We start from the raw sequence: 21,073 nt of genomic DNA, 5'->3' as shown, positions 1-21,073 counted from the left end.
ACGATCGCGTCTTCGGGGGAGGAGCGATCAGATCCGGGGGGATTCATGGAACGACCTGGCAGCCCGTACGCGAGCGGGCTCGATCAATGCGCGGCAAATCATGTTGCACTCACGCCGCTGACCTTTCTTGAACGCGCTGCGTCGATCTATCCGGATCGCGTCGCGGTGGTGCACGGCAAACGCCGCTACAGCTGGGCAGAGACCCAAGCACGGGCACGCCGGCTGGCTTCCGCGCTGCGCCGCCGCGGGATCGGCAAGAGCGACACCGTCGCGGTAGTCCTCAACAACACGCCCGAGATGTACGAGTGCCACTTCGGCGTGCCGGGTGCCGGTGCGGTGCTCAACACCATCAACACTCGCCTTGATGCCGAAGCGATCGCGTTCATCCTGAACCATGCCGAGGCGCGCGTGCTGCTCACCGACCGCGAATACTCGGCGACCGTGCGTGAGGCCGTCCGGCTGGCGAATCGCCCTGAGCTGCTCGTCATCGATGTGCTCGACAGCGAGTACCAGGGTATTGGCGAGGCGATCGGCAGCCTGGACTATGAGAGCCTCCTTGCTGAAGGCGCCGCGGGCGAACCCTTGGTCTATCCCGAGGACGAGTGGGATGCAATCTCCTTGAACTACACCTCGGGCACCACTGGCAATCCGAAAGGCGTGGTGTATCACCACCGCGGCGCTTATCTGAATGCCATGTCGAACATTGTCTCCTGGGGTATGCCGCCGCAGTCGGTCTATCTTTGGACGCTGCCGATGTTCCACTGCAATGGCTGGTGCTTCGCGTGGACCATGGCCGCCAATTGCGGAACAAATGTGTGCCTGCGCCGCGTCGACGCCAGGTTGATCTTCGATGCGATTCGCCAGGAGCGCGTGACCCACTACTGCGGCGCACCGATCGTTCATTCGATGCTGGCGAACGCACCCGCAAGCTGGCGTGACGGTATCGATCACCCGGTGGCGGGGCTTGTCGCAGCGGCGCCACCGCCGGCGGCAGTGATTGAAGGCATGGCGCGGATCGGTTTCGATGTCACTCATGTGTATGGTCTGACCGAGACCTATGGCCCGGCATCGGTCTGCGCCAAGCACACCGAATGGGCCGATCTGCCACTGGATGAGCAGGTGCGCCTGAACGGTCGCCAAGGTGTGCGCTATCACGCTCAGGAGGCAATCGAGGTGATCGATCCGTTGACCATGACGCCCGTGCCGCGCGATGGCGAGACGATGGGTGAAATCATGTTTCGCGGCAACCTCGTCATGAAGGGTTACCTGCGCAATCCAAAGGCGACGGAAGAGGCATTCCACGGTGGCTGGTATCACACCGGCGATCTTGCCGTGATGCAGCCCGATGGCTACGTGAAGATCAAGGATCGCTCGAAGGACATCATCATTTCAGGTGGCGAGAACATCTCGTCAATCGAGGTGGAGGATGTGCTCTACAAGCACCCGGCGGTGATGGCCGCTGCTGTGGTGGCCGTGCCCGATGACAAATGGGGCGAGGTGCCGTGCGCCTTTGTGGAGCTGCGCGAGGATGCGCGGGTCGACGAGGCGACGTTGATCGACTTCTGTCGAGAACGCATGGCGCGTTTCAAAGCCCCGAAACGCATCATCTTTGGCGAACTGCCGAAGACCTCGACCGGCAAGATCCAGAAGTACGTGCTGCGGCAACGCGCCAAATCGACGGATGCGATCGAATGACGGCGCAGCGCTGTCACTGAACAGACAGCGCTTTCGGCCGATCTCCGCCAGCGTTGGCAAGACTGTCTTGAGGATGGATCGATGAGTACTGAATCCGAAGCCTATGTTCTGCGCCAGGACGAAGCTGGCGTCGCAACGCTGACCCTCAATCGGCCTGGCCAATACAACGCGCTGTCATCGGCAATGATCGGAGCGCTGGCCGACGCGCTAAAAGCGGTTGCCGAAGACCGCGCGATCCGCGTTGTCGTGTTGGCGGCGGCCGGCAAGGCGTTTTGCGCTGGGCACGACCTCAAGGAAATGCGCGCCAACCCGAGCAAGGCTTTCCAGCAGGCGCTGTTCTCCCGCTGCGGCAAGTTGATGACGAGCTTGCTGGCTTTGCCTCAGCCGGTCATTGCGCGCGTGCACGGCATTGCCACCGCAGCCGGCTGTCAGCTGGTATCGATGTGCGACCTTGCGGTTGCGGCGGATACGGCCCGCTTTGCGGTGTCCGGCATCAACGTGGGTTTGTTCTGCAGCACGCCGGCGGTTGGGCTCTCGCGCAATGTCGGTCGCAAGCGTGCGTTCGAGATGCTGGTGACCGGCGACTTCATCGATGCCGCAGCCGCGAGCCAGGCTGGGTTGATCAATCGTGCCGTACCCGCGGATGCGCTGGATCAGGAAATTGCGCGACTCGCCCAGTCGATCTGCGCGAAGAGCCCCCACGCGATCGCCATCGGCAAACGCTTGTTCTACCGCCAGCTGGAAATGGGCATCGAAGCGGCCTACCAGGTCGCTGGCGAGACAATGGCCTGCAACATGATGGCCGAGGACGCCGCCGAAGGCATCGACGCCTTTATCGCGAAGCGGCCGCCCGTTTGGCAGGGGCGCTGAGCACCGCGTGCTGATCGATACGCATATCCATCTCGACGCGGTGGAATACGCGTCTGGGCTGCAGGCGGTGATGGACTCAGCGCGCGATGCGGGCGTGCAGTCATTCGTACTGCCCGCGGTTGAACCGGCCAATTTGCCTGTGGTGTCGCGCTTGGCCAGCGAGGCCGACGATATAGCGGTGGCCTATGGATTCCATCCCCTCTACATTGATCGTGTGGGTGACGACTCGCTTGCATTACTGAAAACCCAGCTTGGCAATCATCGACCGATTGCCGTGGGGGAAATCGGGCTCGACTACTTCGTCGAGGGATTGGACCAAGAACGCCAGCAAGCCGTGTATGCGGCCCAGCTGGTGATGGCGAGAGAGTTCGATCTACCGGTTCTGTTACATGTGCGGCGCGCGCTGGACGATGTGCTCAAGCACTTGCGCCGTATCCGCGTTCGCGGCGGGATTGCGCATGCATTCAACGGCAGCCGGCAGCAGGCGGATACGTTCATCAAGCTCGGGTTCAAGCTCGGCTTCGGCGGCGCGATGACCTACAGCGGATCGACCCGCATACGCGCGCTGGCGGCCTCACTGCCGCTGGAATCGATCGTACTGGAAACCGACGGGCCTGACATTCCGCCGGCCTGGCGCCCCCAAGGGCCTTCGCTGCCTGCAGAGTTGGTGCGCTACGCCGCGGTTCTGGCTGAACTGCGCAATGAGCCGGTCGAAAAGATTATCGATCAGACCGGGCGTAACGCTTGCGAAGCGCTGCCCGGTCTCGAACGCTACCTCAGGCGGGCGTAGCGCCGCGGGCGATGAAGTCGGCTATCTGCGCGCGCAGTGCGCCGACGTCGCCATCGAAGTGCTCGTAGATCATCAGGCTGAGGCCGAACGAGTAGGCGTAAAGCAGCAGTGAGCGGCTCGCGGCTTCCCGAGCCTCCATGCCCGAAGCGATGAACAGATCCTTGCCTAGCTTGAGGCGCCATTGATCGACTTCCTCAACGGCCTTGGCGGCCTTCGGATCGCGACGCGCCCAGTCGCGTACCGCCAGTTCGATCTGGATGCCTCGGCGGTTGCGCGACGAGGAATAGACGTCGATCACGCGCACGAGTTGTTCCAAGGGTTTGCCTGGTTCGCCACGCGCCTGCTTGCTGACGTCGCGGATGCGGCCCTCCTTCCAGAGGTTCAGCACTTCGTCGAGCAACTCCTGCCGATCGCGGAAGTGCCAATAGAAGCTGCCCTTGGTGACGCCACAGCGTTTGGCGAGCACTTCAACGCGCAAACCTGCGAGGCCTTCCTCGGCGAGCGCATCGGTTGCGGCTTGGATCCACGCCTTGCGGTCAAGTGGAGGGCGGGTGGCGGCCGAGGCGCGCGATTTCGGGGGTGTCTTTTCCATTGCTTTCGCGATTGACAGGGGGAAAGGCCATACGTTACCGTATGGCTAACCATACGCGAACGTATGGGTGATTGTCCGGCCCAAGACCGACACTGTCAATGTTCTGGCCGGGAGGCGCGATAATGACGTGCTTTGCGCCGCTGGCGCCAATCCCGCATCCGATTGAAGGAGATTGAGTTGAAGATCCTTGTTCCGGTGAAGCGAGTCGTTGATTACAACGTCAAGGTGCGCGTCAAATCCGACGGCACCGGCGTTGAACTCGCCAACGTCAAGATGTCGATGAACCCGTTCGACGAGATAGCAGTCGAGGAAGCCGTTCGCTTGCGCGAAGGTGGCATCGCAACCGAAACCGTGGCCGTGTCGTGCGGCACCGCCGCGAGCCAGGAAACCCTGCGCACGGCGATGGCGATTGGTGTCGACCGCGCGATTCTCGTCGAAAGTGACGTCGAACTCCAACCCCTCGCGGTTGCCAAACTCCTTAAGGCTGTTGTTGAGCGCGAACAGCCGCAGCTGGTCATCCTCGGCAAGCAGGCGATCGATGACGATGCGAACCAGGTCGGGCAGATGCTCGCCGCGCTGCTTGGCTGGCCGCAAGCCACCTTCGCATCGAAAGTACAGATCACTGATGGCCGCGCAGTGGTGATGCGCGAAATCGACGGCGGTCTGGAGACCGTTGAAATTGCGCTGCCGGCAATCGTGACGACTGATCTGCGCCTGAACGAACCGCGCTACGCGACGCTGCCGAACATCATGAAGGCCAAAAAGAAACCGCTCGATACGCTGAAGCCGGCTGATCTGGGCGTCGACCCGGCGCCGCGCCTCAAGACGTTGAAGGTGGCAGAACCGCCGAAGCGCGCGAGCGGTGTGAAGGTGGCCGATGTGCAGGAACTGGTCGCCAAGCTGAAGAACGAAGCCAAGGTACTGTGAGGAGCCCGAGCATGACGATCCTGGTAATTGCAGAACACGACAACGCTTCGCTCAAGGCTTCCACGCTCAACACGATCACGGCGGCTGCCGCAATCGGTGGCGATATCCATGTGCTCGTGGCCGGGCACAACGCCGGCGCCGCCGCGCAAGCGGCCTCGCAGGTGGCCGGCGTGAGCAAGGTATTGCTTGCCGATGCGCCACACTATGCGGATCAGCTCGCCGAGAACCTCGCTGCGCTGGTCGTCGCGCAGGCTGAGGGGCGCAGCCATGTACTGGCACCGGCTACGACCTTCGGCAAGAACTTCATGCCACGCGTCGCAGCACTGCTGGATGTCGCCCAGATATCGGACATCATAGCGGTGGAATCGGCCGACACCTTCGTTCGCCCGATTTACGCCGGCAACGCACTGGCGACGGTACAGAGCAGTGATGCGACCAAGGTGATCACGGTGCGGACAGCGGCGTTCGACGCCGCTGCGACTGGCGCTTCGGCGCCGATCGAGGCGATTGCGGCCGGTGCGGATCTCGGCGTCGCGAAGCTGGTGGGGCGCGAGCTTACGGTTAGCGCGCGGCCGGAACTTGGTGCGGCGAAGATCATCGTTTCGGGTGGCCGCGGCCTTGGCAGCGGCGAGAACTACCACGCCGTGCTGGAGCCGCTTGCAGACAAGCTTGGCGCTGCTATGGGCGCCTCTCGCGCCGCGGTGGACGCCGGTTATGTGCCGAATGACTACCAGGTCGGCCAGACCGGCAAGGTTGTCGCGCCGCAGCTCTATCTGGCCATCGGCATCTCGGGCGCGATCCAGCACCTCGCCGGCATGAAGGATTCCAAGGTGATCGTCGCGATCAACAAGGATCCGGACGCCCCGATCTTCCAGGTTGCGGACTACGGCTTGGTGGGTGACCTGTTCGAGCTGGTGCCCCAGCTCACCGCGGCCATCAACTAATCGCGGCAGGGAGGGGCGGTGGATTTCAGCCTCGACACCCTCCCTGGCGGGCTGGCTTGGGCCGGCGGTGTGCTGGCCCTTGCCGCGCTGATTTACGAGGCGCGGCAGGCGGAATGGCGAACACTGATTAGCGGGCCGGTACTCGGGCGCTTGCTTGGGGCGGCGGTCATGCTGATGTTGCTTTGGAGCCTCAAAGCCAATCTGGCGCCGGGGTTTCGCCTGCATCTTCTCGGCGTAACGGTTGCCGTCCTCACGTTTGGCCGCGCACGGGCAATCTTCGCGATCGCCATCGGCAGCCTCGCTTCCGCGATCGGCACGTCGACCGAGCTGGCGGCCTGGCCCTTCAACTTTGTCTTGCTCGGCGTGCTGCCCGCCTGGTTGAGCCATGTGGCGGATCGGCTGCTGCAAGCACGGCTGCCGAACCACCTGTTTGTTTTCATATTTGCCAACGCATGTGCGGTGTCAGCCGCGTGCATGCTGGCTGTTGGTGTGGGCGCAAGTCTGGTTCAGGCGCTGGGGGGCGCTGCGATCGGACGGATCCTCGAAGACTATCTGCCTTATTTCCTGCTGCTTGGTTTCGCCGAGGCGTGGCTAAGCGGCATGGCGGCAACCTTGCTGGTGGTCTTTTGCCCCGGCTGGGTCGCGAGCTTCGACGATCGCCGCTATCTGTTGGACAAATGATCTGCGCGGCAGTTCGCCGCGGTGTTTTTTGGGGGGAGTGATTTATGAGCCAGTACACTGCACCGATCCGCGATATGCAGTTTGTTCTCAACGAGCTTGCTGGTTTGGGGGAACTCTCCAGCATGCCCGGCTGCGAGGAAGCAACACCTGATCTGGTCGACGCAATCATGGAGGAGGGCGGCAAGTTCGCCGCCGGCGTGCTCGCACCGCTCAACGTCGTCGGCGACCGCAACGGCGCCAAGTGGGATGCCGGCACCGTCACGACCGCCCCAGGCTGGAAGGACGCCTACCAGCAGTTCGCCGAGGGCGGCTGGACGGCGATCGGTTGCCCTGTCGAGTTCGGCGGCCAAGGACTACCCAAACTCGCATCCACGCCGGTGTCCGAAATGTTCAAGTCGGCCAACCTTGCGTTCTCGCTGGGGCCGATGCTGACGCAAGGCGCAATCGAAGCGCTCGTGCTGCGCGGTTCGGATGAGCTAAAGGCGAAGTTCCTCGACAAGATGGTCGCCGGCGTCTGGACCGGCACGATGAACCTCACCGAGCCGCAGGCCGGCTCCGACCTTGCCGCCGTGCGCAGCAAAGCGGTGCCGCAAGCCGATGGTAGCTATCTGATTTCCGGTCAGAAGATCTTCATCACCTACGGTGAGCACGACATGACCGAGAACATCATCCACCTGGTGCTCGCCCGCTTGCCGGACGCGCCAGAGGGGGTGAAGGGCATTTCACTGTTCGTGGTGCCGAAGTTCATGGTGAACGACGACGGCTCGCTGGGGGCACGCAACGACGTGCATTGCGTGTCGATCGAGCACAAGCTGGGCATCCACGGCAGCCCGACCTGCGTGATGTCGTACGGCGACAAGGGCGGCGCGGTTGGCTATCTGGTTGGCGAAGCCAATCGCGGCCTCGAGTACATGTTCATCATGATGAACGAAGCGCGCTTCTCGGTTGGCCTTGAAGGGCTCGCGATCAGCGAGCGTGCCTACCAGAAGGCGGTGCAGTACGCGCGCGAGCGGACACAGGGCACGGAGTTGGGCGTGAAGGGTGGCGGCAAGGTCGCGATCATCAAGCATCCGGATATCCGCCGCATGCTGATGACGATGAAGTCGCATGTGGAAGCGATGCGAGCCATTGCTTACGTGACTGCAGCGGCACTGGATACCGCGCACTGCCATGCTGACGCGGCCGAGCGTGCCAAGGCGCAGGCGTTTGCCGACTTCATGATTCCGATCGTGAAGGGCTGGTGCACTGAAACCGGTATCGAGATGGCCTCGCTCGGCGTACAGGTGCACGGTGGCATGGGCTACATCGAGGAAACCGGTGCAGCACAGTATTTGCGCGACGCCCGAATTTCCGCGATCTACGAAGGCACCACGGGCATTCAGGCGAACGACCTCATCGGCCGCAAGATGGCGCGTGAAGGCGGGATCACCGCGAAGGCAGTGATCGGCATGATGCGCCGGCTCGACGGCCAGTTGGCGGAAGCCGCGGCAGGCAGCCAGGGCGAGCACCTCGCGGTTATCCGCAAGGCGTTGGCGGACAGCGTTACGGCGGCAGAGCAAGCGGTTGAGTATGTGCTTGCGACCTTTGGCACCGATATCAAGGCCGCTCACGTCGCCGCAGTGCCGATGCTCAAGCTGATGGGTATCGTTTGCGGCGGTTGGCAGATGGCTCGCGCCGCGGTGATTGCCCAGCGCAAACTGGAGGCGGGCGAAGGCGATGCCGACTTCTACCGCACCAAGATCATCACAGCACGCTTCTTCGCGGACCACGTGATGTCGCAGGTTGGTGGCCTATCGCACACCGTCTGCTGCGGTGCGGCGGGTGCGATGGCGCTCGACGAAGCCTTGTTCTGACCCGGAAAAGTGCTTTCAGCAAGGGCGCTGGCAACCCCGGCGCCCTTTTTCATTGCGCCTTCGGTTCAGAATCGTTCGGGAAAATGCGTAAGCCAGACCCAGGCAACAGCGACTTGCACGACCACCATGAACGAGCCGGTCGCGGTGAGATAGCAGCAGGCGGCGGGCACAACGACCGATAACGCGGTCTCGCAGAGCGCTCCCGCGCCAAACCAAAGCGCGGATAGACAACACCACTTCACCGCGAATCCGGGAAGGTAACGGCGCATCGTGCGATTGAAGCGGTAGTTCTGCACTTGCTCCAGCTGCGAGCCGCGCGTCACATCGCGAAAGTACTGGAACGGCCAGAAGTAACGGTAGAGCAACTGGCCGAAGGAACGCTGGGTTGGATCACCAGTTTTCATTTTCGCCTCCGTACGTTGTCGAGCCGGAACTGCAATAACGGCACGACACGGACGGAAGTTCAAGGCCGATGTTCAAACAAATGGGGCAACTATTGCCCCATTTGACACTGCAAACCGCAGACGAAGATCAGGGCTGCGCGGGCAGGGCGATCTTGTTGTCTTTGCTGAACTGGTAGTCCTTGAACACATGCTCTGCCGAAAGCGCCTGGTAGCTGCCGTCCGCGAGGCGGTTGGTCGTGTCCTTCAGGCGGTACACGTAATGGCCACAGGTCCAGCAGTCAAAGTTGTGCATCTGTGTGCAGAGACAGGTCTTGTCCATCACCTTGATCTGGCGCGCGCCGGGGTGTGCAGCGACCTCGCGGTTGTACGACGTAATGTAGGCACAGGAGCCGGCACCGTCCAACAGATAACCATAGGCCTCGCAGTTCGGGCGAATGCCGTCACCAATGGCGGGGCTGCTCTTCAGCATCCGCATCGGGTACCCGGTCGGTGACACGCCGTTTACCTCCACATCCGCCTCACTGGCGCGGAAGTATTCCTGACGCACCTTTTCCGGCAAACCGCATTCGTCGGTGACGGTAAAGCGCGTCGCAACTTGCACCGCGGCCGCACCGTTTTCGAGGAATCCAACAGCGTCGGAACCCGTAAAGATGCCGCCGGCCGGAATTACCGGGATATCGAGCTGTTCTTTCTGCAGCCAGGCGATGATCTCGGCAACGATGGTTGCCAGATCATAGTTTTGCCAGTCGGTCAGGCCAAAACCGAGATGGCCGCCAGCGAGCGGGCCTTCCACCACGATGTAGTCCGGCGCGCGATTCAGACGGGCGTTCTTGCGCAGGAAAAGCTGCAGCGCGCGCAAGGACGACACGATGATGCCGAGCTTGGCATCGCGGAAGCGCGGGTGATCTTCGATCAGCGCAAATGAGCCAAGGTGCAGACCGGCCGACAAGGTGATGCCATCGATTCCCGCATCGAGAGCCGATGCGAGGCGCACGCGCAAAGTGTCGCGCGCCGCGTTCATCGTCAGCTTCTCCATGCAGTTGATGAAGATCATGCCGTCGCCGCGCTTGGCCTCCATCGTCGAGCCGACATGCAGGCGGGTCGCTTCCGCCAACTGGGCGAGGTTGAACTGCACGTCGGACTTGTCGGAGTTCGCGACGTTGTACTTGTACTGCTGCAGCTTGTCGCGCGTGAATTTCGTCTTGAAGCGGCGGTCGGAAACCGTCTGGACCATTGCATCGGAGATGTGGCCGATTCCGCCCAGCCGCGCCGCTTCGAGCGCAAGTTCGGCAGACGAGATGTCGACACCCATGCCACCGATGATGATCGGCACCACCTCGCGCTGACCAAATTTGAGACGAAAATCATCCACGCACTTCATGACCATCCTTTTTGCTATTCGAGGTGCGCCGCCGCACCCGCGTTTTCAGCCCTTGGCGGGCATATCTCTGTTGGAACCTGGCGAGATTGTACCGATCAGCTGCGACACGGCCGCGACAGTACTCGGAAAGAGTGCAATCAGGCCGCCGCAGTGAGTGATTTCGGCACCATACGGACGTCACGCGTCAGAAGGCGCCGCCCCGTAATGTTATCGAAGCCGCGACATACCCGTACGAGCCTGCCGGGGCAGCAGAGTGGTGCGCCTGCCGGCAGTTCGCGCAGCACAGGCTTCGTGTGCACGGGCACCAGAGGCCTGCATTGCGGCACGCGTTACGCCAAGGGCTGGCAAACCAGTGAGCGCCTAGCCGGATCGGCGTGGCGCCAAACACAACTGGCGGTGCTATAAATCTGCGGGCCAAGGAAGGGGCGCGATCCGTTTGCCCCGACAACCGCTCACTCTGCACTCTGGAGCCCAGCCATGACGAAACCCATTATCAACATTGCTGACATCGAATTCGAACCGCGCCCAGCCGTATTTGCCCCGACGGGTGCTGCGGCGGACAAATTCGATGCGCGAATGGCCTACATCAGCCCGAGGATCGGTGCGCAGAAGCTTGGGTACAACATCACGGCGGTACCGCCGGGGAAGCGAGCGTTCCCGTTTCACAACCACCGCGCCAACGAGGAGATGTTCTTCGTGCTTCAGGGCTCAGGCGAGGTGCGAATTGGCGCGAACACCTATGCCATTCGCACCGGTGACGTCATCGCCTGTCCGCCGGGTGGCAACGAAGCGGCGCACCAGATTACGAACACTGGCACGGAGGAACTGCGTTACCTGGCGGTCAGCACCAAACTTTCCCCGGAGATCGCCGAGTATCCGGATTCGGGAAAATTTGGTGTCCTCGCCGAACTACCGCCGAGTGCTGACGGCAAGCCACAGCGGTTTGTGTACGTCGGTCGGGCAGGTGATTCGCTCAACTATTGGGATGGCGAATAGCCTCCGCCAATCACCGGGGCCATTGCGGCCAAGGTGATGGTGCCCGGGGAGGGGCGGGTGCGTAGTGACTCAAGCGGGGTGTTGCGTGCCGGCACATTCAAACGCTAGCCGGACGGCGGCCGGACACCCTGATGCCCCTGCTTAGCCGCTGAACTTCGACACCAGCATCTGCAGCTTTTGCTGGCGCAGTTCCTCGGCCTTGCGGGCCTTCTCTGCTTCCTCGGCCTGTCGGCGAGCTTCTGCACGCTTGCGCTGGACTTCCTTGATCTGTTCCGTTGCATGCGCGCGCTGCTGCTCGGTGACCTCGCCTGCAGCTGAGCCATCGAGTGCGAAGCGTTCTTTCGCCTTCGCGACCGAGCGAAGGTAGGGCAAGGCGCGCGTGTGGATCAGCAGCGCGGTCCGCAGGTGCTTCGGTGCAAACTCCGGATGCAGTGCGATCAACTGCTTGTCGATTCCGATCGCCAACGGCTGCCAGTTGCGCAAAACCGGATACTTGCCGGCGAGCTGCTTCAGCACTTCCCGGGGCGACTGTACTTGAGGTGTAGTGGTCATTCGAAAGGCACGATGCGTTAAAACCGGACGCAGGGTATCACTCAAGGCGACCGCCTGCCGGCCGGTTGTTCAATTTCCCAACGGCGCGCGGCTTGTGGGATTGACGGCTCTCAAAGATGGGGCTGCCGTTCGATCGTTCTGATTCCGCTGTAGCAGCACCTGCCTGCCCGGGCGACCTTGCAGGTTTGCTGCCACGGCTTGCCGAATGCCCTCGGCCAGCCGCGGCCGCTGTGTCAGGCGGCGCCTATCGAACGCAGCTACTTCGCGTCGCGCGACTGCCACGCCGAAGCGCTCCATGTCGGCGCGGCTTCGGCGATCAGTGAGAGTATTTCGGGAGGAAGGTCCCCGGCGCCAGTAAGTTGGCGAACCTCCAGAACATCGTCCTTCCCAAAGCCGGACGGCGCTCGCAGCGCCCACTGGATAGCCTCTTCAAGTGAGGGCACCTCGATGAGGTAGAAGCCGCCCACCAGCTCCTTCGACTCGGCAAAGGGGCCGTCCATAACGTAGCGCTTGCCATTTGCGACGGCGATGCGGGCGCCCGGCGCCGAAGGATTGAGCCCCTCGGACGCGACGAGCACGCCAGCCTGGTGCATGTCCTCGTTGAACCGCATGTAGGCCTTGAACAGCTCGACGTCGAAGTCTGCCTGTTCTTTTGTCGTTTCCTGCTCCGTACTCTGCTGCGCTGTGATGATGAACCGCATGGATTGCTCTCCGAATCTGGGTTGGCCTTGGTAAAGCTACGACGAGCGAGCGCCAGGAAGATCGACAAATCGGAAACCTTGCCGTTTGCGGATAATGCGGAACTGACTGCCCGTGCTTGCGATTTGAGCAGGTGGAGCCACTTTCGACCCTATGCCCGTAAAGGAAAAGATGACCCGCACCAAGCTTGAACCCCCCGATCAGGCGGAGACCATCGCACTGATCGCCGAACTCGATGCCTATCAAGACACGCTCTATCCGCAGGAGTGCAGATATTCGCTGGACATCGGTGCCATGACGCAAGCCAACGTATTGTTTGCCGTGGCGCGAACTGCCGGTGGTGTGGCAATCGGGTGCGGGGCCATTGTGCTCGGCACATCCTATGGTGAGGTCAAGCGCATGTATGTTCGGCCTGAGGCCAGGGGCGATGGAGCCGCGCAGTCAATCTTGTGCGTGCTGGAACACGCTGCGCATGCCAAAGGCTGTCGTAGCCTCATGCTCGAGACCGGCCCGTACCAACCGGCCGCACTCGCTTTCTACGGCAAGCAAGGGTTTGTTCGGTGCGGTGCCTTTGGCGACTACCCAGAGCACCCGCTCAGCGTTTTCATGCGCAAGGAGCTGGCGCTCGAAGGCGTTGCGCAGGACGTGTCCGAAGCGTAGGCCGACCCCGCCGGCACTGGCGAATCGTCACCAATGGCCAAGCAGCCGCGACAGCTACGTTTCCTCCGGCGCACGGCTCGCCCACACCTGATGTGAGGCGGGCGCTTGTCAGCCGAGTGCCATTACAACCCGGCGGGCGGCCCAATTTGGCGATGGCGCAGGGCTGGGGGCGGCGAGCAGTGCGCAACCGAGCCACCGGTGGCCTGGGCGATCGTGCGACGTGGTCATCGCGCGCCGCTTCGACTTGGGCGTGCCAAGTGTGGCAAGTGCGACGGCTTGTCTGCCTCGGCTTGGCCAGCGGTCGCGACCCGTTGCGTCGCCGCCGCCTCCTTAGGCCGCGGCCTTCTTCAGCTTCGCTGCCGCCAATTCGCGCATACGGCGGGCTTCGTCGAGCAGGAATTGCTGGTAGTCGTCGAGGTCGCCGTCGAAGGGTTCCACGCCACCCTTGGTGACGAGCCAGAACTCGTCGCACACAGCGCGCAGCAGGGCGCGGTCGTGGCTGACCAGCATCACGGTGCCTTCGAATTCGTTGAGCGCCATGCCCAGTGCCTCGCGCGTGGCGAGGTCCAGGTGGTTGGTCGGTTCGTCGAGCAGCAGCAGGTTGGGGCGCTGCCACACGATCATGCACAGCACCAGGCGCGCCTTCTCGCCGCCGCTCATGGTGCCGACGGCCTGGTGGACCATGTCACCGCTGAAATTGAACGTGCCAAGGAAGGTTCGCAGCGATTGTTCCGTGCCACTTTGCCCCGGCGCCCGCAGGTGCGCTGGCGTGTCCTTGGCGAGGCGGGTCATGTGCAGCAGCGGTGAGGCGGCCGGATCCAGCACGTCCAGCTCCTGCTGCGCGAAGTAGCCGATGTTAAGGCCCTTGCCTTCGCTGATTTCGCCCGCGATCGGCGCGAGCGCGTGCGCCACCGTCTTCACCAGCGTGGACTTGCCCTGGCCGTTGGCGCCGAGGATGCCGATGCGCTGGCCGGCGAGGACGGATCGGTTGATGTTGCGCACGATCACCGTTGGCGGCGTACCCGCGGGGGCATCGTCCGGTGCCGGGTAGCCGAAGCTCGCGTCGAGCATCGACAGCATCGGGTTGGGGACGTTGAGCGGCTCCTTGAACTCGAAGTTGAACTCGGCGTCCGCCAGCACCGGCGCGATCTTCTCCATGCGTTCGAGCGCCCTGACCCGGCTCTGCGCCTGCTTGGCCTTGCTGGCCTTGGCCTTGAAGCGGTCGATGAACTTCTGCAGGTGGGCGATCTTGTCGGCCTGCTTCGCCATGGCGGCTTGCTGCAGCACCAGCTGCTCGGCGCGCATGTCTTCGAACTTGCTGTAGTTGCCGCCATAGCGCACCAGCTTGGCGTTATCGACGTGCACCGTCACCTGCGTTACCGCGTCGAGGAACTCGCGGTCGTGGCTGATCACGACCATGGTCCCCTGGTAGCGCTTGAGCCAGGCTTCCAGCCATACCAGCGCATCGAGGTCGAGGTGGTTGGTCGGTTCGTCGAGTAGCAGCAGGTCCGACGGGCACATCAGCGCGCGCGCGAGTTGCAGGCGCATGCGCCAACCGCCCGAAAAGCTGTTCACCGGTTCATCGAGCTGCGCAGCCGAGAAGCCGAGGCCGAGGATCAGGGCCTGCGCGCGGGCGGCAGCGTCATGCGCGCCAGCATCGTGCAGATCCATGTAGGCGTGCGCCATGCGCATGCCGTCGTCACTGGCTTCGGCCGCCGCAACTTCTGCCTGCGCGGCAAGCAGTACAGTGTCGCCCTCGATGACGAAGTCCGTCGCGCTTTGCTCGGTCTCCGGCATGTCTTGCGCCACCTGCGCCATCTTCCAGGCCGCTGGGATGGAGAACTCGCCACTGTCTTCATGCAGCGTGCCGTTGAGGAGGCCGAAGAAGGAGGACTTTCCGGCACCGTTTCGGCCCACAAGCCCGATCTTTTCGCCAGGGGTGAAGGTGACGGATGCGCGGTCGAGCACGACCTTGACGCCGCGACGCAGCGTGACATTACGAACGGAAATCATGAGGGACTACTTCGAAGAGGACCGGCATGATAGCCGTCTGCCGATAACCGACTGTGTTTTTTTGCGTGGCGGCTGCCGGGCCGGACGCAAAGCCAACGCTGCCGCCAGATTGACCTGGTTGTCGGTCGCCCGCGGAGCGGGCTGTCGCTGCGGGCGTATTTCGCGGAGCGCGGTCGTGTGTGACCACGAGCTGCTTGAGCTTGCTCCCGTAGCCGTGGAACCCGCGGTTGGGCAGGTCTTCGGGATTCGACCCGAAAGACGGACTCATGCCCGGGACGAGCCTGCGAAAGTGTGGCACCCAGCAAGAAGCCACTCAGCAATGTGCGGAATCGAAGGCAAGCACGTTCGATTCCGTGCCGAGGCGGCTGTCGGCCGGGTGCCTCCTCCTTGTGCCTTCGCGCGCGCTTAGTCCTTGGCCAGATACGCGCTGACGATTTCCGAATCGACTTCGAACAAGCGCACCAGGGCGTCGAACATGGCGCCGTCCCACTTCTGGCCAACTTCACTGGTAAGGATGGCGATGATCGCGCGATGCGGCCGGGGCGGGCGGTAGGCGCGCACCGCGGCCATCGCGTCGTAGGCATCGGCGATCGATACGATCTGCGCGATGAGAGGGATCTCGCTGCCCTGCAAACCGTCCGGATAGCCCGTTCCGTCAAACCGTTCGTGGTGATGGCGGACGTAGCCGGCAATTGAGCAAAGCAAGGGGTTCTCGGTCGCGCGAAGAATGCGCTCGCCAATCTCTGCGTGCGCCTGCATTTCGAGCCATTCGGCCTGGGTCAAGGGGCCTTGCTTGAACAGTGTTGCGTCGGAGATGGCGATCTTGCCGATGTCGTGGTGCAGGCCTGCGCTCCGCGCTTGACGGGCCTCGGCGTCCGATACACCGAGTTGACGCGCAAGGTGCTCGGCAAGCAAGGCAACCCGATCCTGATGCCAAACGGTCGTGTGGTCTCGTGCGCGCATCGCCGCCACCAGACCTTTGCCGGCGAGGACCGTCGCCGCGAATTGATCTTCCGTCATTGTTGCCACACCTCTCCGGTGGGTGCCAGCCCGGGACGGTGAGACCACTCACCCCAGGCGGCGTACTCCGCGTAACGAGAGATCTATGGCCCTCGGAGCGGGACCTTGCTCTCGAATTCTCCCCTGTGTATTCGACAACTAACTTGCCCGATCGGCACAGCACGTCGAGATTGTGCGCTCAACCGAAGAACTGCCGCCGAACCATCGGCCCGGTCGTGCAGCCGTTCTGGCTGGAACGCCAGCCTGAGATCTAGCCGTCTTCTTGCTTCAGCTCTGTTTCCTCGACCTTGAAGTGCGTCATCAATGAGGGCTTGAGCGCCAACGCTGCCGCAACCGCACGTGCGACGGTATCCGTTTAGTGCGCGTGACGCAGGAGCGACACGACCTGCAAGGCCGGTTGATGTTCGCGGGACAGGGAGACCAGACGTGTTGCTCGTCGGAGCTGAAGTCCTTGCAGAGTACGTTCCGGGTCGAGCGGATCTCGGCGTTCAACGACGATGTGTGACGCGATTCCGCGGACCTTGAATTTCGCCTGAGGCGCCAGATGCGGGGGAGTTCGTCAGGCCAAGTGGCAGGTCGTAAAGCATGGCCAGGGGAGGGTGGGGCGATTCACTTATCCCGATGCGTGCCCGCGCTCTGCGCGGTGGTGACGAGCGGCGCGCAGGCCCAGCGACGCGCCGATTCCATGTCTTGAAAGACCTGCAAAGGGTAGGGGCTGAGGTGCGATGCCGAGTAGGCGGCAACCGTGTCCATCACGGCCTGCGGCCCCTGTACGACCGCCACGCGTACACGCGGATTGGTCAGAAACGCAGCACGGTCCATCGCCGCGACTTCGTCCATGACCTCGGCGTCCAGTTCGATTGAACGTGTAGCCCGGAAGTCGTTGATCACATAGCGGTATTCGTCAAACGCCGGTGCCTCATGACTCTCGATGACTGCGCGAGCAATCTCTGCGCTAGTCACATGACCGGCAAATTCGCGCAGCAAACCGTGCTGCTCCCAAGTGTGCAAGTAGGGCATGGTGCGCATTTTACTCGCGCTCAAGGTGACCGAGCTTGTGCTTGGCCTGCCCTCAGTCACGAAGCGACCGCGCGAACCACTTCTTACCTTGCTGCAGGCAGGGCGAACGAATATCGGCTGGGCAAAACGCAGTACCTGTCTTTCCCTTGTGTTGAAACTCGGTAACCGAAGAAGGCACATGCGAGCGCAGCCCCGGTGGCCCGCTCATCGCAACCAAACCTGCGCGGTCCCTTTGGGCGTTTGGACAACTTCCCGGACGGTAGGGTCGGCGCCAGCGATCGTTAGCCAAAGCAGCTGCTTCGGCGCTGCCACAACGCGACATCGACGAAGCGATTCGTTGGGGATCCGGCTCGAAACGCGTGGAGGACTTCTGCGCGAATGAGTACGCGAATGCGGCGAACATGCGCTGCGCGCCCTGTACGACGTTCGTGTACTCAACGTTGGTTTCTGATCCCGCAGCTCGGACTACACCGCCACGGCCTCGGCACAAATTAAATATATCGTAGGGCGATATATTGAACTACGCTTCAACTGAAGCGATTGCTGTACATGCGGATTAGAGAGCAGCGCGTTGGTTGCGGGTGGTTCGAGCGTATCGCGTACGGACGATGTCCAGGGCAGGGTTCAACTTCAATGATGGCGAGGACGAAGAACGCATTGGGCCGGCTTCCCGAGAAGTCGGTCACCTCGGCGGACTACGAACGCTTGGCTGCGTTTCGTCTGGCGCTGCGTCGTTTCCTGGAGTTCAGCAGTTCGGCCGCCTGCGATGCGGGCTTGACACCTCAACAACATCAAGCGCTGTTGTCGATCAAGGGTAAGCCGGGCGACGTGCCAATGAGTATTGGTGAGCTTGCAGAACATTCATGCGTTCGGCATCACACCGCAGTAGAGCTGGTCGATCGATTGGAAAAGATGGATTTGCTTGTACGGGAGCCTGACGTCGAGGATGCGCGAAAGGTCCGTCTGAGACTGACTGCGAAAGCGGAGCGCATTCTCGTTGACCTGTCAGCGGCTCACCTCGATGAACTTCACAGGATCGGACCCAATCTGGCAGCCCTGCTGAATGAGCTTGCTGCCAAGCACGATTGAAGCAGAGCGATCGCTCGCAGCGCTCAGGGAAGTTGGCCCATTGTTCACGGAGCGTTCATGGCGATCCACCACGCATCACCGGGCGAACTGATCGACATTCGCCCTCGCCAAGGCAAGATCGAAGGCGCACTCAGCAAGGCGCTCTACAAATCAAAGGGCCTTGAAGTCTTCCGCCTCTTTCTGGTTGCCGGAAAGGTGATTCCTGAGCATCGGGTGCCAGGGGAACTCACCGTTCAGTGCCTGGAGGGGATCGTTGAGTTTACGGCTGCGGGTAGCAGCCGGATCATGCGCCAGGGCGACCTGATCTGTCTGGAGGGGGGCGAACCTCATGCGCTTAAAGGCGTTGAGGATGGCTCAGTGCTTGTCACGTTGCTGCTCGATCACCGGTAGTTGTTCTGGGTTGCACGAAGGATTTGCGCTTCTTGTGCCTTCCATGCCACCGCCCACTCACGATGCCCAGAGAGGCTGATCTATGCATACCTCATTGGTGTACGGGTCATTGAAGACCCTGGCTCTGATTGTCATCGCGGTTCTGGTCGTGGCGCTGGCGTATGCCGGCTACATGTCGATCGTGCATTGGTCGGGCATCGGCGTGTGATGCATCCATGAACAAACGTCAAAGCCGCCTTTTCGCAATCGGGGCCACAGCCCTCTCGGCCCTCGCTTTCCTTGGGCTGACGATCGACAGTCACCGCCAGTTCGGCACCCTGACCCATGCCGAAAACATTACGCCAGCCGTGGCACACGGCAAGGATGTCTGGCACAAGTACAACTGCATCAACTGCCACACGCTGTTTGGCGAGGGCGCTTACTACGCACCGGATCTGACCAAGATCACGCAGCACCGTGGCGCTGCCTACCTTCAGGCCTATCTGCGGGATCCGGCGCGCTTCTATGACGAGAAACGCAGCCGCCGCCTCATGCCCACCCAGAATCTGTCGGAGAGCGAAATCACGGACGTGATTGCCTTCCTCGACTGGGTCAGCAAGGTTGATAACCAAGACTGGCCGCCGCGCCCGATCCTCGTCGTCGGAAACGCGCTTCCGGGCGCCGATCAGGCCGCCAAACGCGAGTCTGGCGTTGCTACGCCGACCGCTGACCGTTCAGCGGCGTCTGCACAGGATCCCATCGCCTCTGGGCAGGCGCTGTTCAGCGCGGTGACTCCGCCATGCGCCGTATGCCATTCGGTGACGCCTGGCGTGAATATGGCAGGGCCTTCACTCGGTGGCATCGCCACCCGCGCTCAACAGCGAATCGCGACGGCGGACTACAAGGGCCGTGCCAAGGACGTGCCTTCCTATATTCGTGAGTCGATAGAACACCCAAGCGCCTACATCGTGCCGGGCACCATGTACTCGTCGAACGGACAGAGTTTCATGCCTTCGACCTATGCCTCGTCGCTGAAACCTGAACAGATCGACCAGCTCGTGGCCTATCTGGCCACGTTGAAATAGCCCGCCGGATACAAGGAGAGAGACTCGATGAGATACCGTTCCCAATCGGTCGCCTACTGGTACTTCGCGGTCGCAATGGCCCTGTTTGGCCTGCAACTCGTGTTTGGCGTGCTATCCGCTGCCAAGTACCTGGGGCCGGACCCCCTGCTGTACATCCTGCCTTTTGATGTGACCAAGATGATCCACACCAACCTGCTGGTGGTGTGGGTGCTGACCGGTTTCATGGGTGCAACCTACTGGATGGTGCCCGACGAATCACGCACCGAGCTTTACAGCGTGAGGCTGGCCTACTGGCAACTGGGCCTGTGGTCCGCCATGGGCGTTGGCACCATCGTCGGATACCTGTTCCGCTATGGCACCGGCAACAAGCTGCTGGAACAGCCCCTGGTGTCGAAGCTGATCATTGTCCTGGTCATGCTGATGTTCCTCTACAACATCCTGATGACGATCCGAAAGGCCGGCCGGCTGGCCACCAGTGAGGGTGTCCTGCTGCTGGGGCTCGCGCTGGCGGCGGTGCTGTACCTGCCTTCGCTGTTGAGCTTCAACAACTACGTTATCTCCATTTACTACCGTTGGTGGACCATCCACCTGTGGGTGGAGGGCGTGTGGGAGATGATCCAGGGCGGCTTTCTGGCCTATCTGCTGATCCGCCTCTCGGGCGCTGACCGCGAGGTGATGGAGAAGTGGCTTTACGTGATCGTCGGGCTGGTCTTCATCGCCGGCATCATGGGGACTGCCCACCACTACTACTGGGTCGGTGTGCCGTCGTACTGGCTCCCGATCGGCGGCCTGTTCAGCGCGCTCGAACCGCTAGCCCTGATCGGCATGGCGATGTACGCCTACACCGCGATGCGGCGCTCCGGGCTTGCACATCCGAATACCTTGGCGCTCCACTGGACGATCGGCAGCGCGGTGTTCACCTTGTTCGGTGCCGGCTTGCTGGGGTTGGCCCATACCTGGCCCGGCGTCAATAAATGGACGCACGGTACCTTGATCACCGCCATGCACGGCCACGCCGCGTTCTATGGCGCCTACGCGATGATCGTGATGGCCATGATTACCTACGCGCTGCCCGCATTGACCCCGGGGCGCCGTGAAGAAGGTACAGCGGTGGGATATTGGGCGTTCTGGCTTCAGATCGCAGGCATGTTCGGTATGACTTTGTCGTTCGCAACGGCGGGCATCGGGCAGGTCTACCTGGAGCGAATCCTCGGCATGGGTTATCTCGATGCGCAGCTCAAGATCCAGGTGCACTTCCTGATGCTGCTGGCCACCGCGAGCGTGTTCTCGACCGGCGTGGCGCTCTTCATCTGGGACTTCTTCCGTTTCCGTCCGAGCTTCGATCTCATCGGCGCAGACGAGTCCGGCCCGGTATCACGCGCGCCGGTCGCCAGCGGGCGGCAGTCGCCCAAGGCGGCATGACGGCACCCTGC

The 21,073-nt window shown here is 62.2% G+C and carries 21 protein-coding genes; 13 read left to right on the top strand and 8 right to left on the bottom strand.

Translation table 11 applies throughout. The features are described from left to right. Positions 1–45 precede the first annotated feature (45 nt). From JY500_RS11045 to JY500_RS11035, 3 genes are all read left to right on the top strand, one after another. Positions 46–1,695, top strand: a complete 1,650-nt coding sequence (locus JY500_RS11045; RefSeq protein ID WP_172200220.1) for an acyl-CoA synthetase — start codon at positions 46–48, stop codon at positions 1,693–1,695. Between the two features lie 81 nt (positions 1,696–1,776). Beyond that, a complete protein-coding gene (locus JY500_RS11040; protein ID WP_206252305.1) occupies positions 1,777–2,565 on the top strand; it encodes an enoyl-CoA hydratase in 789 nt (262 codons plus the stop codon). Between the two features lie 7 nt (positions 2,566–2,572). Continuing rightward, positions 2,573–3,355: a TatD family hydrolase gene (locus JY500_RS11035; protein ID WP_206252303.1), complete on the top strand. Its 783-nt coding sequence runs from the start codon at positions 2,573–2,575 to the stop codon at positions 3,353–3,355. Here the strand turns inward: JY500_RS11035 and JY500_RS11030 are convergent. Beyond that, positions 3,342–3,947: a TetR/AcrR family transcriptional regulator gene (locus JY500_RS11030; RefSeq protein WP_206252301.1), complete on the bottom strand. Its 606-nt coding sequence runs from the start codon at positions 3,945–3,947 to the stop codon at positions 3,342–3,344. The two genes, JY500_RS11035 and JY500_RS11030, sit on opposite strands and share 14 nt — an antisense overlap. Before the next feature lie 177 nt (positions 3,948–4,124). Between JY500_RS11030 and JY500_RS11025 the strand changes: the two genes are divergently transcribed. From JY500_RS11025 to JY500_RS11010, 4 genes are read left to right on the top strand one after another with little or no spacing between them, the layout of a single operon-like run. Next, on the top strand, positions 4,125–4,874 hold the full coding sequence (locus JY500_RS11025; RefSeq protein ID WP_206252300.1) for an electron transfer flavoprotein subunit beta/FixA family protein: 750 nt from the start codon (positions 4,125–4,127) through the stop codon (positions 4,872–4,874). Positions 4,875–4,885: 11 nt separating this feature from the next. Next, positions 4,886–5,818, top strand: a complete 933-nt coding sequence (locus JY500_RS11020) for an electron transfer flavoprotein subunit alpha/FixB family protein (protein ID WP_206252298.1) — start codon at positions 4,886–4,888, stop codon at positions 5,816–5,818. An 18-nt stretch (positions 5,819–5,836) separates the two neighbouring features. Further along, a complete protein-coding gene (locus JY500_RS11015) occupies positions 5,837–6,499 on the top strand; it encodes an energy-coupling factor ABC transporter permease (protein ID WP_206252296.1) in 663 nt (220 codons plus the stop codon). Between the two features lie 44 nt (positions 6,500–6,543). Continuing rightward, entirely contained in the window at positions 6,544–8,352 is a 1,809-nt protein-coding gene (locus tag JY500_RS11010) for an acyl-CoA dehydrogenase (RefSeq protein WP_206252287.1), read from the top strand. Positions 8,353–8,417: 65 nt separating this feature from the next. Here JY500_RS11010 and JY500_RS11005 read toward each other — a convergent pair whose 3' ends face one another. Together JY500_RS11005 and JY500_RS11000 are read right to left on the bottom strand one after the other, a co-directional pair. After that, positions 8,418–8,756 carry a hypothetical protein gene (locus tag JY500_RS11005; protein ID WP_206252286.1) on the bottom strand — a complete coding sequence of 113 codons (339 nt, stop codon included), beginning with the start codon at positions 8,754–8,756 and terminating at the stop codon, positions 8,418–8,420. Positions 8,757–8,883: 127 nt separating this feature from the next. Beyond that, the gene (locus JY500_RS11000; RefSeq protein ID WP_206252284.1) at positions 8,884–10,137 is read right to left on the bottom strand and encodes a nitronate monooxygenase; all 1,254 of its coding nucleotides are present in this window, start codon (positions 10,135–10,137) and stop codon (positions 8,884–8,886) included. A gap of 477 nt (positions 10,138–10,614) precedes the next feature. Here JY500_RS11000 and JY500_RS10995 point away from each other — a divergent pair, with 477 nt between their 5' ends. Then, entirely contained in the window at positions 10,615–11,133 is a 519-nt protein-coding gene (locus JY500_RS10995; RefSeq protein WP_206252282.1) for a cupin domain-containing protein, read from the top strand. Positions 11,134–11,274: 141 nt separating this feature from the next. On the opposite strand, the gene JY500_RS10990 is transcribed toward JY500_RS10995, so the two are convergent. Together JY500_RS10990 and JY500_RS10985 are read right to left on the bottom strand one after the other, a co-directional pair. Then, positions 11,275–11,685 (bottom strand): ProQ/FINO family protein, encoded by a 411-nt coding sequence (locus tag JY500_RS10990; RefSeq protein ID WP_206252280.1) that lies wholly within the window; start codon positions 11,683–11,685, stop codon positions 11,275–11,277. Between the two features lie 257 nt (positions 11,686–11,942). After that, positions 11,943–12,386, bottom strand: coding sequence for a YciI family protein (locus JY500_RS10985; RefSeq protein ID WP_206252278.1), 444 nt, complete (start codon positions 12,384–12,386; stop codon positions 11,943–11,945). A 169-nt stretch (positions 12,387–12,555) separates the two neighbouring features. Between JY500_RS10985 and JY500_RS10980 the strand changes: the two genes are divergently transcribed. Continuing rightward, the gene (locus JY500_RS10980; RefSeq protein ID WP_206252276.1) at positions 12,556–13,044 is read left to right on the top strand and encodes a GNAT family N-acetyltransferase; all 489 of its coding nucleotides are present in this window, start codon (positions 12,556–12,558) and stop codon (positions 13,042–13,044) included. 330 nt (positions 13,045–13,374) lie between these two features. Here JY500_RS10980 and JY500_RS10975 read toward each other — a convergent pair whose 3' ends face one another. The 3 genes from JY500_RS10975 to JY500_RS10965 form a co-directional block, all read right to left on the bottom strand. Then, positions 13,375–15,057, bottom strand: a complete 1,683-nt coding sequence (locus JY500_RS10975) for an ABC-F family ATP-binding cassette domain-containing protein (RefSeq protein ID WP_206252274.1) — start codon at positions 15,055–15,057, stop codon at positions 13,375–13,377. A 405-nt stretch (positions 15,058–15,462) separates the two neighbouring features. Then, positions 15,463–16,077, bottom strand: a complete 615-nt coding sequence (locus JY500_RS10970) for an HD-GYP domain-containing protein (protein ID WP_206252265.1) — start codon at positions 16,075–16,077, stop codon at positions 15,463–15,465. Positions 16,078–16,686: 609 nt separating this feature from the next. Then, a complete protein-coding gene (locus JY500_RS10965; RefSeq protein WP_206252263.1) occupies positions 16,687–17,097 on the bottom strand; it encodes a hypothetical protein in 411 nt (136 codons plus the stop codon). 633 nt (positions 17,098–17,730) lie between these two features. On the opposite strand from JY500_RS10965, the gene JY500_RS10960 reads away from it, so the two are divergent. From JY500_RS10960 to JY500_RS10945, 4 genes are all read left to right on the top strand, one after another. After that, positions 17,731–18,186 carry a MarR family winged helix-turn-helix transcriptional regulator gene (locus tag JY500_RS10960; protein ID WP_206252261.1) on the top strand — a complete coding sequence of 152 codons (456 nt, stop codon included), beginning with the start codon at positions 17,731–17,733 and terminating at the stop codon, positions 18,184–18,186. Positions 18,187–18,243: 57 nt separating this feature from the next. Then, positions 18,244–18,576, top strand: coding sequence for a cupin domain-containing protein (locus tag JY500_RS10955; protein ID WP_206252260.1), 333 nt, complete (start codon positions 18,244–18,246; stop codon positions 18,574–18,576). Positions 18,577–18,791: 215 nt separating this feature from the next. Next, positions 18,792–19,640, top strand: a complete 849-nt coding sequence (locus JY500_RS10950; RefSeq protein ID WP_206252258.1) for a c-type cytochrome — start codon at positions 18,792–18,794, stop codon at positions 19,638–19,640. A gap of 27 nt (positions 19,641–19,667) precedes the next feature. After that, positions 19,668–21,062, top strand: coding sequence for a cbb3-type cytochrome c oxidase subunit I (locus JY500_RS10945; protein WP_206252256.1), 1,395 nt, complete (start codon positions 19,668–19,670; stop codon positions 21,060–21,062). Positions 21,063–21,073: the final 11 nt, after the last annotated feature.

Source organism: Niveibacterium microcysteis (assembly GCF_017161445.1).
In the GTDB taxonomy this organism is placed as follows: domain Bacteria; phylum Pseudomonadota; class Gammaproteobacteria; order Burkholderiales; family Rhodocyclaceae; genus Niveibacterium; species Niveibacterium microcysteis.
The sequence above is the reverse complement of the archived record's forward strand: the minus strand, read 5'-3'. Positions and strand labels throughout refer to the sequence as shown.

Coding starts and splice junctions, on each gene's coding strand:
- JY500_RS10975 (WP_206252274.1), bottom strand. CDS start 15,057: ATGATTTCCGTTCGTAATGTCACGCTGCGTCGCGGCGTCAAGGTCGTG.
- JY500_RS10990 (WP_206252280.1), bottom strand. CDS start 11,685: ATGACCACTACACCTCAAGTACAGTCGCCCCGGGAAGTGCTGAAGCAG.
- JY500_RS10985 (WP_206252278.1), bottom strand. CDS start 12,386: ATGCGGTTCATCATCACAGCGCAGCAGAGTACGGAGCAGGAAACGACA.
- JY500_RS10960 (WP_206252261.1), top strand. CDS start 17,731: ATGATGGCGAGGACGAAGAACGCATTGGGCCGGCTTCCCGAGAAGTCG.
- JY500_RS10955 (WP_206252260.1), top strand. CDS start 18,244: ATGGCGATCCACCACGCATCACCGGGCGAACTGATCGACATTCGCCCT.
- JY500_RS10965 (WP_206252263.1), bottom strand. CDS start 17,097: ATGCCCTACTTGCACACTTGGGAGCAGCACGGTTTGCTGCGCGAATTT.
- JY500_RS11005 (WP_206252286.1), bottom strand. CDS start 8,756: ATGAAAACTGGTGATCCAACCCAGCGTTCCTTCGGCCAGTTGCTCTAC.
- JY500_RS10970 (WP_206252265.1), bottom strand. CDS start 16,077: ATGACGGAAGATCAATTCGCGGCGACGGTCCTCGCCGGCAAAGGTCTG.
- JY500_RS11010 (WP_206252287.1), top strand. CDS start 6,544: ATGAGCCAGTACACTGCACCGATCCGCGATATGCAGTTTGTTCTCAAC.
- JY500_RS10950 (WP_206252258.1), top strand. CDS start 18,792: ATGAACAAACGTCAAAGCCGCCTTTTCGCAATCGGGGCCACAGCCCTC.
- JY500_RS11000 (WP_206252284.1), bottom strand. CDS start 10,137: ATGAAGTGCGTGGATGATTTTCGTCTCAAATTTGGTCAGCGCGAGGTG.
- JY500_RS10945 (WP_206252256.1), top strand. CDS start 19,668: ATGAGATACCGTTCCCAATCGGTCGCCTACTGGTACTTCGCGGTCGCA.
- JY500_RS10980 (WP_206252276.1), top strand. CDS start 12,556: ATGACCCGCACCAAGCTTGAACCCCCCGATCAGGCGGAGACCATCGCA.
- JY500_RS11040 (WP_206252305.1), top strand. CDS start 1,777: ATGAGTACTGAATCCGAAGCCTATGTTCTGCGCCAGGACGAAGCTGGC.
- JY500_RS11030 (WP_206252301.1), bottom strand. CDS start 3,947: ATGGAAAAGACACCCCCGAAATCGCGCGCCTCGGCCGCCACCCGCCCT.
- JY500_RS11045 (WP_172200220.1), top strand. CDS start 46: ATGGAACGACCTGGCAGCCCGTACGCGAGCGGGCTCGATCAATGCGCG.
- JY500_RS11020 (WP_206252298.1), top strand. CDS start 4,886: ATGACGATCCTGGTAATTGCAGAACACGACAACGCTTCGCTCAAGGCT.
- JY500_RS10995 (WP_206252282.1), top strand. CDS start 10,615: ATGACGAAACCCATTATCAACATTGCTGACATCGAATTCGAACCGCGC.